The organism is Thauera sp. (assembly GCF_047601425.1).
Lineage (GTDB): Bacteria > Pseudomonadota > Gammaproteobacteria > Burkholderiales > Rhodocyclaceae > Thauera.
In genome coordinates, this window is record NZ_JASGJL010000001.1 from 2,476,374 (window position 1) to 2,489,396 (window position 13,023).

A 13,023-nucleotide genomic window follows, 5' to 3' on the forward strand; every position below is an offset into this window, starting at 1 on the left:
ATACCGCTACTGAAAGAAATCAGAAGCGGAAGTGCGAGAATGCCTTGTTGGCTTCGGCCATGCGGTGGACTTCTTCGCGCTTCTTCATGGCGGCGCCACGACCTTCGGCAGCCTCGAGCAGTTCGCCGGCGAGGCGCTGGGCCATCGACTTCTCGGCACGCTTGCGCGCGGCTTCGCGCAGCCAGCGCATCGACAGCGCCATGCGGCGCGACGGACGGACTTCGACCGGAACCTGATAGTTGGCACCACCGACGCGGCGGCTCTTGACTTCGACCACCGGCTTGACATTGCCGACCGCAGCCGAGAACACTTCCAGCGGGTCCTTGTTGGCCTTGGCCGAGATGTGATTGAACGCACCATAGACGATACGTTCGGCAACGGACTTCTTGCCCGACTGCATGATCACGTTGATGAACTTCGAAACATCCTGATTACCGAACTTCGGATCCGGCAGGACATCGCGCTTGGGTACTTCACGACGACGCGGCATGACAACCTCTCGCTAAATTTCTTGAGCCAACAATCAGGCTTTCTTCGGACGCTTCGCGCCGTACTTGGAGCGCGACTGCTTGCGATCCTTGACGCCCTGCAGATCGAGGGAGCCGCGGACGATGTGGTAACGCACACCGGGCAAGTCCTTCACACGGCCGCCACGGATCAGCACGACGGAGTGTTCCTGCAGGTTGTGGCCTTCACCGCCGATGTACGAGATGACCTCGAAACCGTTGGTCAGGCGAACCTTGGCGACCTTACGCAGCGCCGAGTTCGGCTTCTTCGGGGTCGTGGTATAGACGCGGGTGCAGACACCACGCTTCTGCGGGCAAGCTTCCAGGGCAGGAACCTTGCTCTTCGAAGCTTCCATCTGGCGCGGCTTGCGGACAAGCTGATTGATTGTTGGCATAGCTTAAGAATTTCCCAAAAAACCGAGGCAGCCCACCACGGGCCGCCTCGGGCGGATTATTCCGGCTGCGACCGACTACGATTGGTCGGTCCACAAAAAGAGGCCGGATTCTATTCCGAGACGGAAGAAAAAGTCAACCGGCCTCGATGTCCTGACTCGGTTCGACGGCAATTTCTGTCGCCCACGCATGTTCCGGTCCCAGATCCACCCCCTGTTCCTGCGCCTTGCGGCTGCGGTGGTAGGCCAGGCCGGTGCCGGCCGGAATCAGGCGGCCGACGATGACGTTTTCCTTCAGGCCGCGCAGTTCGTCGCGCTTGCCCATGATCGCGGCTTCGGTGAGCACGCGGGTTGTTTCCTGGAAGGACGCCGCCGAGATGAAGGAGTCGGTCGACAGCGAAGCCTTGGTGATGCCGAGCAGCACGTTTTCGTACTGCGCCGGCAGCTTGCCTTCGGCTTCCATGCGGTCGTTCTCGTCCAGCACCTCGGAGCGTTCGACCTGCTCCTCGCGGATGAACTTGGTATCACCGGCATCGGTGATCACGACGCGGCGCAGCATCTGGCGGACGATCACCTCGATGTGCTTGTCGTTGATCTTCACGCCCTGCAGACGATAGACGTCCTGGACCTCGTCGATGATGTAGCGGGCCAGCTCGCTGATGCCCTGCAGGCGCAGGATGTCGTGCGGATCGGCCGGACCATCGACGATCAGTTCGCCCTTGTTCACCACCTGGCCGTCGTGCACCATCAGGTGCTTGTCCTTCGGGATCAGGAATTCGTGCGCGGTGCCGTCCGGCTCGGTGATCACCAGGCGCTGCTTGCCCTTGGTTTCCTTGCCGAACGAAACCGTGCCGGTGTATTCGGCGAGCATGCCGGCATCCTTCGGCGCACGCGCCTCGAACAGCTCGGCAACACGCGGCAGACCACCGGTGATGTCGCGGGTCTTGGCCGATTCCTGCGGAATCCGCGCCAGCACTTCGCCGACGCCGATCTGCTGGCCGTCCTTGACCGTGATCAGCGAACCGACCTGGAAGGTGATCGCCACCGCGTGGTCGGTACCGGCGATCTTCACTTCCTCGCCGTTCTCGTCCAGCAGCTTGACCTGAGGCCGCACGCCCTTGGCGCTGCCCGTCGCCGAGCGGCGCTTTGAATCGATCACGACCAGGGTCGACAGACCGGTGATCTCGTCGATCTGCTTGGCGACGGTGACGCCTTCCTCGACGTTCTCGAACTTCACCGTACCGCTGTACTCGGTGACGATCGGACGGGTGTGCGGATCCCAGCTCGCCAGCTGGGTGCCGGCCTTGACCGCTGCGCCGTCATCGACCAGCAGCAGCGCGCCGTAGGGCAGCTTGTGGCGCTCGCGCTCGCGGCCCATGTCGTCGGCCACCACCACTTCGGCCGAACGCGCGATGACGACCTTCTCGCCCTTGGCGTTGGAGACGTAGCGCATGTTGCCGGCAAAGCGGATGGTACCGCCCGACTTGGCTTCGACGCCGCTGGCAGCCGCCGCCCGCGACGCCGCGCCACCGACGTGGAAGGTACGCATCGTCAGCTGGGTGCCGGGCTCGCCGATCGACTGTGCGGCGATGACGCCGACCGCTTCGCCGGCATTGACCATCGAACCGCGGCCGAGATCGCGGCCGTAGCACTTGGCGCACAGGCCGTAGCGGGTTTCGCAGGTCAGCGGGGTACGTACCTTGACCTTGTCCACGCCCAGGCCTTCGATGGTATCGACTGCGCCCTCGTCGAGCAGGCTGCCCGCCTCGATCACGGTTTCCTGGGTGTCCGGATTGACCACGTCCTCGGCCGTGACGCGGCCCAGGATGCGCTCGCGCAGCGGCTCGACGACTTCACCGCCTTCGATCAGCGCCTTCATGGCGAAACCGTCGCGGGTGCCGCAGTCGTCCTCGATCACCACCAGATCCTGGGTGACGTCGACCAGACGGCGGGTCAGGTAGCCGGAGTTCGCGGTCTTCAGCGCGGTATCGGCCAGACCCTTACGGGCGCCGTGGGTCGAGATGAAGTACTGCAGAACGTTCAGGCCTTCGCGGAAGTTCGTCGTGATCGGCGTCTCGATGATCGAGCCGTCCGGCTTCGCCATCAGGCCGCGCATGCCGGCCAGCTGGCGGATCTGGGCGGCGGAACCGCGTGCGCCCGAGTCGGCCATCATGTAGATCGAGTTGAACGATTCCTGGCGGACGGTCTTGCCTTCGCGGTTGACCACTTCCTCGGAACCGAGCTGCTCCATCATCGCCTTGGCGACCTGGTCGCCGCAGCGGCCCCAGATATCGACGACCTTGTTGTAACGCTCGCCGTCGGTCACCAGACCGGAGGTGTACTGCTGGGCGATTTCCTTGACCTCGGCTTCGGCGGCACGGATCAGCTCGTGCTTGGCCGTCGGCACCAGCATGTCCTTGACCGCGATCGACAGGCCGGCACGGGTCGCCAGACCATAGCCGAACTGCATCAGGCGGTCGGCGAAGATCACCGTCGCGCGCAGGCCGCAGCGGCGGAAGGAGGCGTTGATCAGCTTGGAGATTTCCTTCTTCTTCAGCGGCTTGTCGATGACGCTGAAGGGCAGCCCGGCAGGCAGGATCTCCGACAGGATGGCGCGGCCGGCGGTGGTGTCGTAGCGCTTGATCTTCTCGATGCGTTCGCCGTTGGGACCGAGGTCGGCTTCCTTCAGGCGCACGGTGATGCGCGCGTGCAGCGCGATCTGGCCGGATTCGTAGGCGCGCTTGACCTCGCCGACGTCGGTGAACAGCATGCCTTCGCCCGGCACGTTCACACCCTCGCGGGTGGCGTAGTACAGGCCCAGCACGATGTCCTGCGAGGGCACGATGATCGGCTCGCCGTTGGCGGGCGACAGCACGTTGTTGGAGGCCAGCATCAGGGTGCGGGCTTCCATCTGCGCCTCGAGCGACAGCGGCACGTGGACGGCCATCTGGTCACCGTCGAAGTCGGCGTTGAAGGCGACGCAGACCAGCGGATGGAGCTGGATCGCCTTGCCTTCGATCAGCACCGGCTCGAAAGCCTGGATGCCGAGGCGGTGCAGCGTCGGTGCTCGGTTCAGCAGCACCGGATGCTCGCGGATCACCTCTTCGAGGATGTCCCACACCACCGGCTCCTGCGACTCCACCATCTTCTTGGCCTGCTTGATGGTCGTCGCCAGCCCCATCAGCTCGAGCTTGTTGAAGATGAAGGGCTTGAACAGTTCCAGCGCCATCAGCTTCGGCAGGCCGCACTGGTGCAGCTTGAGCTGCGGACCCACGGTGATCACCGAACGGCCCGAATAGTCGACGCGCTTGCCCAGCAGGTTCTGGCGGAAGCGGCCGCCCTTGCCCTTGATCATGTCGGCCAGCGACTTCAGCGGGCGCTTGTTGGCACCGGTCATGGCCTTGCCGCGGCGGCCGTTGTCGAGCAGCGAGTCGAACGGCTTCCTGCAGCATGCGCTTCTCGTTGCGCACGATGATGTCCGGCGCCTTGAGTTCCAGCAGGCGCTTCAGGCGGTTGTTGCGGTTGATGACGCGGCGGTAGAGGTCGTTCAGATCGGAAGTGGCGAAGCGGCCGCCGTCCAGCGGCACCAGCGGGCGCAGGTCGGGCGGCAGCACCGGCAGCACTTCCAGCACCATCCATTCCGGCTTGATGCCGGACTGCTGGAAAGCCTCGAGCACCTTCAGGCGCTTGGAGAACTTCTTGATCTTGGCTTCGGAGTTGGTGGTTTCCAGATCGCCGCGCAGCTTCTCGACTTCCAGGCTGACGTCGAGCGTGCGCAGCAGCTCGCGGATGCCTTCGGCGCCCATCACGGCGTCGAAGTCGTCACCGTACTCCTCGACCTTGGCGAGGTAGTCGTCTTCGGTCAGCAGCTGGCCGCGGTTCAGCGGAGTCATGCCCGGCTCAACGACGACGAAGGCTTCGAAGTACAGCACGCGCTCGATGTCGCGCAGGGTCATGTCGAGCACCATGCCGAGACGGCTCGGCAGGCTCTTCAGGAACCAGATGTGGGCGACCGGCGAGGCCAGCTCGATGTGGCCCATGCGCTCGCGGCGCACCTTGGACAGCGTCACCTCGACGCCGCACTTTTCGCAGATCACGCCGCGGTGCTTCAGGCGCTTGTACTTGCCGCAAAGGCACTCGTAGTCCTTCACCGGGCCGAAGATCTTGGCGCAGAACAGGCCGTCGCGCTCCGGCTTGAAGGTACGGTAGTTGATGGTCTCCGGCTTCTTCACTTCGCCGTAGGACCAGGTGCGGATCTTGTCGGGCGAGGCGAGCCCGATGGTGATCGCGTCGAACTCTTCCTCGTTCGGCAGGGTTTGCTTGAACAGGTCAGCGAGCAGGCTTTTCATCTATCACTCCATCCGGGCCGCCGCATCGTGTGCGGCGGCCCCGGGATTCAATCGCAGGCGGGTTGTTGGTGCGAAATCTCGGTTCTCATTCGCGGTCGAGATCGATGTCGATCGCGAGCGAGCGGATTTCCTTCACCAGCACGTTGAAGGACTCCGGCATGCCGGAATCGATCTTGTGCTCGCCCTTGACGATGTTTTCGTACACCTTGGTCCGGCCGGTCACGTCATCGGACTTGACCGTCAGCATTTCCTGCAGCGTGTAGGCCGCGCCGTAGGCTTCCAGCGCCCACACTTCCATTTCACCGAAGCGCTGGCCGCCGAACTGCGCCTTGCCGCCCAGCGGCTGCTGGGTGACGAGCGAGTACGGGCCGGTCGAACGGGCGTGCATCTTGTCGTCGACCAGGTGGTGCAGCTTCAGCACGTGCTTGTAGCCCACCGTGACCTTCCGCTCGAAGGCTTCGCCGGTACGGCCGTCGAACAGCGTGACCTGGCCGCCGACCGGCAGGCCGGCAAGCTCCAGCATCTGCTCGATCTCGGACTCCTTGGCGCCGTCGAACACCGGCGTGGCGAAAGGCACGCCTTTCTTCAGGTTGCCGGCGAGATCCAGCACTTCGTCGTTACTCAGGCCAGCGATGTCTTCCGACTTGCCGCTGCGGTTGTAGATCTGGTCCAGGAAGCCGCGCAGCTCGTCGGCCGAGGCCTGGGCCTTCATCATCCTGTCGATCTGCTGGCCCAGGCCCTTGGCCGCCCAGCCGAGGTGGGTCTCGAGGATCTGGCCGATGTTCATCCGCGAGGGCACACCCAGCGGGTTCAGCACGATGTCGAGCGGTGTGCCGTCTTCCATGTAGGGCATGTCCTCGACCGGCACGATCTTCGACACCACGCCCTTGTTGCCGTGGCGACCGGCCATCTTGTCGCCCGGCTGCAGGCGGCGCTTGACCGCCAGGTAGACCTTGACCATCTTCTGCACACCCGGCGGCAGTTCGTCGCCCTGGGTGAGCTTCTTCTTCTTGATCTCGAAAGCCTGATCGAAGTCCTTGCGGGTGTTCTCCAGACCTTCGCGCACGGCTTCGAGCTGGGTCGCCAGGGTCTCGTCGGCCAGGCGGATGTCGAACCAGTGGTAGAACTCGAGCGAATCGAGGTATTCCTCGCTCAGCTCGGCGCCCTTGGCCAGCTTCTTCGGCCCACCGTTGACCTTCTGGCCCAGGATCATGCGCTTGATACGGGCGAAGGCGTCGCGCTCGACGATGCGCATCTGGTCGGCCAGATCGGTCTTGAAGCTGCGCAGCTGGTCGTCGATGATCGACTGTGCGCGCTTGTCGCGCTCGATGCCTTCGCGGGTGAACACCTGCACGTCGATGACGGTGCCGACCATACCCGAGGGCACGCGCAGCGAAGTGTCCTTCACGTCGGAAGCCTTCTCGCCGAAGATCGCGCGCAGCAGCTTTTCTTCCGGCGTCAGCTGGGTCTCGCCCTTCGGCGTGACCTTGCCGACCAGCACGTCGCCGGCCTCGACTTCGGCGCCGATGTAGACGATGCCCGATTCGTCCAGGCGCGACAGCTGCGCCTCGCCCAGCGAGGCGATGTCGCGGGTGATTTCCTCGGGTCCGAGCTTGGTGTCGCGGGCGACGACGGTCAGTTCCTCGACGTGGATCGAGGTGAAGCGGTCGTCGGCGACCACGCGCTCGGAGATCAGGATCGAGTCTTCGAAGTTGTAGCCGTTCCACGGCATGAAGCCGACCAGCATGTTCTGGCCCAGCGCGAGCTCGCCGAGGTCGGTCGAGGCGCCGTCGGCGACGACGTCGCCCTTGGCGATGCGGTCGCCCACCTTCACCACCGGACGCTGGTTGATGTTGGTGTTCTGGTTCGAACGGGTGTACTTGATCATGTTGTAGATGTCGACGCCGACCTCACCCGCCAGAGCCTCGTCGTCGTTCACCCGCACCACGATACGGTTGGCATCGACGTAGTCGACGATGCCGCCACGCATGGCCTGCACCGCAGTGCCCGAGTCCACCGCCACGCGGCGCTCGATGCCGGTGCCGACCAGCGGCTTCTCCGGCCGCAGGCAGGGCACGGCCTGGCGCTGCATGTTGGCGCCCATCAGCGCGCGGTTCGCGTCGTCGTGTTCCAGGAAGGGAATCAGCGACGCGGCGACCGACACGATCTGGCCCGGCGCGACGTCCATGTACTGGACCATGTCCGCGGTCGCCAGCAGGAACTCGCCCTTGTGGCGGCAGGACACCAGGTCGCCAACCAGCTCACCGGCCTCGTCGATCTCGGCATTCGCCTGGGCGATCACGTACTGGCCTTCCTCGATCGCCGACAGGAAGTCGATCTGGTCGGTGACCTTGCCATCCACCACCTTGCGGTACGGCGTCTCGAGGAAGCCGTGGCGGTTGGTGCGGGCATACACGGCCAGCGAGTTGATCAGGCCGATGTTCGGGCCTTCAGGCGTTTCGATCGGGCACACGCGGCCGTAGTGGGTCGGGTGCACGTCGCGCACCTCGAAGCCGGCGCGTTCGCGCGTCAGGCCGCCCGGGCCGAGGGCCGAGACGCGGCGCTTGTGCGTGATCTCGGACAGCGGATTGGTCTGGTCCATGAACTGCGACAGCTGGCTGGAACCGAAGAACTCCTTGATCGCGGCCGAGATCGGCTTGGCGTTGATCAGGTCGTGCGGCATCAGGTTGTCGGACTCGGCCTGCGACAGGCGCTCCTTGACCGCGCGCTCGACACGCACCAGGCCGGCACGGAACTGGTTCTCGGCCAGTTCGCCGACCGAACGCACGCGGCGGTTGCCGAGGTGATCGATGTCGTCGATCTCGCCGCGGCCGTTGCGCAGCTCCACCAGCACGCCGATCACGGCGAGGATGTCGTCATTGACCAGCACGCCCGGGCCGTCCTCGCCCTGGGCGCCGACGCGCTCGTAGAAGCGCTTGAGCCAGCCCGGCGCCTTGTCGTCGATCTTCTCCGGATAGGCGCGGCGGTTGAACTTCATGCGGCCGACCGAGGACAGGTCGTAGCGCTCCTCGGCATAGAACAGGCCGTTGAACAGGCCTTCCACCGCATCCTCGGTGGGCGGTTCGCCCGGACGCATCATGCGGTAGATCGCGACCTTGGCGCCCCACTGGTCGCTGGTCTCGTCGATGCGCAGGGTCTGCGAGATGTAGCCGCCGCGGTCGAGGTCGTTGATGTACAGCGTGCGCAGGTCGGTGACGCCTGCCAGGCGCAGCTTGTCCAGCAGGTCTTCGGTCAGTTCGTCGTTAGCGCGCGCCAGCACTTCGCCGGTCTCGGGATCGGCAATGTCGTTAGCGATGACGCGGCCAAGGACGAACTCGTCCGGCACGCCGATGGTCTTGACGCCGGCCTGGTCGATCTCGCGGATGTGCTTAGAGGTGATGCGCTTGTCACGGGCGACGATGATCCTGCCGTCCGGCGTGACGATGTCGAAACGCGCCACTTCACCGCGCAGGCGGTCGGGCACCAGTTCGAACTGGGCGCCTTCGCTCTGCAGGTGGAAGTTGTCGAAGTCGTGGAAGGTCGCCAGGATCTCTTCCGGGCTCATGCCGATGGCGCGCAGCAGGATCGTCACCGGCATCTTGCGGCGGCGGTCGACGCGGAAGTAGAGGTAGTCCTTGGGATCGAACTCGAAGTCGAGCCAGGAGCCGCGGTAGGGAATGATGCGGGCCGAGAACAGCAGCTTGCCCGAGGAGTGGGTCTTGCCGCGGTCATGCTCGAAGAACACGCCGGGCGAACGGTGCAGCTGCGAGACGATGACGCGCTCGGTACCGTTGATGACGAAGGAGCCGGTGGTGGTCATGAGCGGAATCTCGCCCATGTACACTTCCTGCTCCTTCACTTCCTTGATCGTTTCCTTCGGCGCTTCGCGGTCCATGATGACCAGGCGCACGCGCGCGCGCAGCGGCGAAGCGAAGGTGAGGCCGCGCTGCTGGCACTCCTTCACGTCGAAGGCAGGCTCGCCCAGCATGTACTGGACGAACTCGAGCCGCGCGTTGCCGCTGTGGCTCGAGATCGGGAAGATCGAGGTGAAGGCCGCCTGCAGGCCCTGATTGCGCCTTGCTTCCGGCAGGGTTTCGGCCTGCAGGAATTCGGCGAAGGACTCGATCTGGGTGGCGAGCAGGAAAGGCGCATCGAGCACGGCCGCGCGCTTGGCGAAGCTCTTGCGGATACGTTTCTTTTCGGTGTAGGAATACGCCATGGATGCTCCGGCTAGAGGGCTGACATCTAAAAACAGAACACAGCGTCCGCTTCAATCCTGGCCGCCACGCGGCCCGCAAACGCTCTGCTCTGGCTTCGTCCCTGACCCGCTGCCCGCGAGCTTCGGCACAAAGCACGAAAGGGCTGGCACTCCGAAGAATGCCAGCCCCGCTGGAAAGCCGAATGTTACTTGATCTCGACCTTGGCGCCAGCGTCTTCCAGTTGCTTCTTCAGCGCTTCGGCATCGGCCTTCGACACGCCTTCCTTCACGGTCTTCGGCGCGCCGTCGACGACGTCCTTCGCTTCCTTCAGGCCCAGGCCGGTGGCGGCACGGACGACCTTGATGACCTCGACCTTCTTATCGCCGGCGGCGGTCAGCACGACGTCGAATTCGGTCTTCTCTTCGGCGGCCGGAGCGGCAGCGCCGGCGCCCGGGGCGGCCACGGCCATGGCGGCAGCGGAAACGCCGAACTTCTCTTCGAACGCCTTGACCAGGTCGTTCAGTTCCATGACGGTCATCGCGCCAACGGCTTCGAGGATGTCTTCTTTGGTGATTGCCATTTCAAAAACTCCAGAATCGATTATGTTCAGTTTGCTTGTGCGAACGAGGCGAAGGAAAGGCTGCGATCAGGCAGCGGTTTCTTCTTCGCGCTTCTTGGCGAGAGCGGCCATGGCGCAGGCGAAGCCCGACACCGGCGCCTGCATGACGCCCAGCAGGGTCGACAGCAGTTCCTCGCGGCTCGGGATCGAGGCGAGCGCCTTGACACCGGCCTGGTCGAGCGTCTTGCCCGCATAGGAACCGGCCTTCAGCACCAGCTTGTCGTTGCCCTTGGCGAAATCGTTCAGCACCTTGGCAGCAGCGACCGGATCGGTCGAGATGCCATAGATCAGCGGACCGGTCAGTTGATCGGCCAGCCCCTCGAACGGGGTACCGGCGATCGCGCGACGGACCAGGGTGTTCTTCAGCACACGCAGGTACACGCCAGCTTCGCGAGCCTTGGCACGCAGCACGGTGAGATCACCCACCTCGACGCCGCGATACTCGGCCACCGCGATCGTCTGGGCGTTGGCCACCTGTGCCGACACCTCAGCCACTACGGCTTTCTTGTCATCCAGATTGAGACCCACAGGTCTTTCCTCCTTTTCAAGTCAACACACGAACCGGAAAGACACGGTTCGCACCCACGGCGACCTGGATCAGGAGCGAGGCTGCAGCGCAGCCATAATCCTGTTCTGGGCACACCATCTGCGCAGGCCGTCCGGAGACGATTAAACGCTTGGCCGGAGCTAGGCTCTGACCTTACGCACCTGCGGTCTTTGACGATCCGCGCCGGAGACCGGCACGGCCCAAAGTTCTGTTCGTGCCGCCCGGGAGCGGCACAGGTTCATCAAGCAGCGTTGACGCTGCTCGGATCGACGCGGACACCGGCACCCATGGTGCTGGAGACCGCGATGCGGCGCAGGTAAACACCCTTGGCTGCGGCCGGCTTGGCCTTGACCAGCGCGTCGACGAAGGCCGACAGGTTCTGCTGCAGCGCTTCGACGCCGAAGGAAGCACGGCCGATGGTGGCGTGCACCAGGCCAGCCTTGTCGGTACGGTACTGGACCTGACCGGCCTTGGCATTCTTAACCGCGGTGGCGACGTCCATGGTCACGGTGCCGACCTTCGGGTTCGGCATCAGACCGCGCGGGCCGAGGATCTGGCCCAGCTGACCGACGACGCGCATGGCGTCCGGCGTGGCGATGCAGATGTCGAAATCGAGGTTACCGGCCTTGACCTGCTCGGCCAGGTCGTCGAAGCCGACGACTTCGGCACCTGCGGCGCGCGCGGCTTCGGCCTTGTCGCCCTGGGCGAACACGGCGACGCGGACGCTCTTGCCGGTACCGGCGGGCAGCACCACCGAACCACGGACGACCTGGTCGGACTTGCGTGCATCGACGCCGAGGTTAACAGCGACGTCGATCGATTCGTCGAACTTGGCGGTCGCGCATTCCTTGACCAGCGCCAGGGCATCAGCCACCGGATAAGCCTGGTTGCGGTCGACCTTGGCGCGCAGCGCCTGAACTCGCTTGGAAAGTTTCGCCATGATTACAGGCCCTCCACAGTGATGCCCATGCTGCGGGCGGAGCCGGCGATCGTGCGCACGGCGGCTTCCATGTCGGCAGCGGTGAGGTCCGGCATCTTGGTCTTGGCGATTTCCTCGACCTGGGCGCGGGTGATCGAACCGACCTTGTCGGTGTGCGGCTTCGCCGAGCCCTTCTGCAGGCCGGCTGCCTTCTTGATCAGCACGGTCGCCGGCGGCGTCTTCATGATGAAGGTGAAGGACTTGTCGGCAAACGCGGTGATCACCACCGGAATCGGCAGGCCCGGCTCGAGACCCTGGGTCTTGGCGTTAAAGGCCTTGCAGAATTCCATGATGTTCAGGCCGCGCTGACCCAGCGCCGGACCGATCGGGGGGCTGGGGTTGGCCTTGCCGGCCGGCACCTGCAGCTTGATGTAGCCAATGATTTTCTTTGCCATTGCGGCTTGCTCCTGTATTGAGTGCTAGCGCACCGGTAAATCCCGGCGCTCCTCGCCTTGCCTGCCGTTCATGGACCGCCCGAGGCGGCCGTGAACGGGTTACGGCAGACCATCAGGCCTGCCGCTTTGCACTCAGGTCTTTTCGACCTGAGTGAAATCCAGTTCGACTGGCGTCGCGCGACCGAAGATGGTCACGGAAACGCGCAGCTTGCTCTTTTCGTAGTTCGCATCTTCCACCGAGCCATGGAAGTCGGTGAACGGGCCTTCCTTGACGCGAACGACCTCACCAATCTCGAACAGCACCTTGGGACGCGGCTTGTCAACGCCGTCCTGCATCTGCTGCATGATCTTCTCGACTTCCTTCTCGGAAATCGGCGCCGGCTTGTTCGCCGTGCCGCCGACGAAGCCGGTGACCTTCGGCGTGGACTTCACCAGATGCCAGCTCTCGTCGTTCATTTCCATCTCGACGAGCACGTAGCCCGGGAAGAACTTGCGTTCGGTGATGCTCTTCTGACCGCCCTTCATCTCGACGACCTCTTCGACCGGAACCAGGATCTGGCCGAAGGAATCCTGCATGCCCGCACGATTGACGCGATCGATCAACGCACGCTGAACCGACTTCTCGAAGCCGGAATAGGCATGAACCACGTACCAACGCTTCGTCATATCACTTCCAACCCAGAACGAGATCGTACAGAACCCACTCCAGGCTCTTGTCGGTCAACCACAGGAAGATCGCCATCACGACCACGAAGGCAAACACGAGACCTGTCGTCTGGACCGTTTCCTTGCGGCTCGGCCAGACGACCTTTTTCGTCTCGACGACCGCTTCGCGCGCGAATTCGACGAAACGGCGCCCCGGCCCGGAGAACCAGGCCACGGCAACGCCTGCAGCCACGCCCACCAGGACGGACAGCACACGAAGCACGAGCGGCTGCTCGGAAAGCAGATAGAAGCCGACAACACCGGCAGCCAGCAAAGCCAGAGCCAGCGCAAACTTCAACTTATCGGCCATTGCGGAAAACCACCCGGAAAAA

At 64.0% G+C, this 13,023-nt stretch carries 9 protein-coding genes and 1 pseudogene; all 10 read right to left on the minus strand.

Going from position 1 to position 13,023, the window contains the following annotated elements; translation table 11 throughout:
• Positions 1-19: 19 nt before the first annotated feature.
• Positions 20-490 carry a 30S ribosomal protein S7 gene (gene rpsG / locus QM748_RS12110; protein WP_415247198.1) on the minus strand — a complete coding sequence of 157 codons (471 nt, stop codon included), beginning with the start codon at positions 488-490 and terminating at the stop codon, positions 20-22.
• Positions 491-523: 33 nt separating this feature from the next.
• Positions 524-901 (minus strand): 30S ribosomal protein S12, encoded by a 378-nt coding sequence (rpsL, locus tag QM748_RS12115; RefSeq protein WP_004258162.1) that lies wholly within the window; start codon positions 899-901, stop codon positions 524-526.
• Between the two features lie 133 nt (positions 902-1,034).
• A pseudogene (rpoC, locus tag QM748_RS12120) lies at positions 1,035-5,247 on the minus strand (DNA-directed RNA polymerase subunit beta').
• 85 nt (positions 5,248-5,332) lie between these two features.
• Positions 5,333-9,466, minus strand: coding sequence for a DNA-directed RNA polymerase subunit beta (gene rpoB, locus QM748_RS12125; RefSeq protein ID WP_415247199.1), 4,134 nt, complete (start codon positions 9,464-9,466; stop codon positions 5,333-5,335).
• Between the two features lie 185 nt (positions 9,467-9,651).
• Entirely contained in the window at positions 9,652-10,026 is a 375-nt protein-coding gene (gene rplL, locus QM748_RS12130) for a 50S ribosomal protein L7/L12 (RefSeq protein ID WP_415247200.1), read from the minus strand.
• A gap of 66 nt (positions 10,027-10,092) precedes the next feature.
• Positions 10,093-10,593, minus strand: coding sequence for a 50S ribosomal protein L10 (gene rplJ / locus QM748_RS12135; protein ID WP_415247201.1), 501 nt, complete (start codon positions 10,591-10,593; stop codon positions 10,093-10,095).
• 260 nt (positions 10,594-10,853) lie between these two features.
• A complete protein-coding gene (gene rplA / locus QM748_RS12140) occupies positions 10,854-11,552 on the minus strand; it encodes a 50S ribosomal protein L1 (protein ID WP_415247202.1) in 699 nt (232 codons plus the stop codon).
• Positions 11,553-11,554: 2 nt separating this feature from the next.
• A complete protein-coding gene (rplK, locus tag QM748_RS12145) occupies positions 11,555-11,986 on the minus strand; it encodes a 50S ribosomal protein L11 (protein ID WP_415247203.1) in 432 nt (143 codons plus the stop codon).
• Positions 11,987-12,118: 132 nt separating this feature from the next.
• Positions 12,119-12,652, minus strand: a complete 534-nt coding sequence (gene nusG / locus QM748_RS12150; protein ID WP_415247204.1) for a transcription termination/antitermination protein NusG — start codon at positions 12,650-12,652, stop codon at positions 12,119-12,121.
• Between the two features lies 1 nt (position 12,653).
• Complete coding sequence (gene secE, locus QM748_RS12155) at positions 12,654-13,001, minus strand: preprotein translocase subunit SecE (protein ID WP_415247205.1); 348 nt, start codon at positions 12,999-13,001, stop codon at positions 12,654-12,656.
• Positions 13,002-13,023 lie beyond the last annotated feature (22 nt).

Coding starts and splice junctions, on each gene's coding strand:
- rpsL (WP_004258162.1), bottom strand. CDS start 901: ATGCCAACAATCAATCAGCTTGTCCGCAAGCCGCGCCAGATGGAAGCT.
- rplA (WP_415247202.1), bottom strand. CDS start 11,552: ATGGCGAAACTTTCCAAGCGAGTTCAGGCGCTGCGCGCCAAGGTCGAC.
- rpoB (WP_415247199.1), bottom strand. CDS start 9,466: ATGGCGTATTCCTACACCGAAAAGAAACGTATCCGCAAGAGCTTCGCC.
- secE (WP_415247205.1), bottom strand. CDS start 13,001: ATGGCCGATAAGTTGAAGTTTGCGCTGGCTCTGGCTTTGCTGGCTGCC.
- rpsG (WP_415247198.1), bottom strand. CDS start 490: ATGCCGCGTCGTCGTGAAGTACCCAAGCGCGATGTCCTGCCGGATCCG.
- rplK (WP_415247203.1), bottom strand. CDS start 11,986: ATGGCAAAGAAAATCATTGGCTACATCAAGCTGCAGGTGCCGGCCGGC.
- nusG (WP_415247204.1), bottom strand. CDS start 12,652: ATGACGAAGCGTTGGTACGTGGTTCATGCCTATTCCGGCTTCGAGAAG.
- rplL (WP_415247200.1), bottom strand. CDS start 10,026: ATGGCAATCACCAAAGAAGACATCCTCGAAGCCGTTGGCGCGATGACC.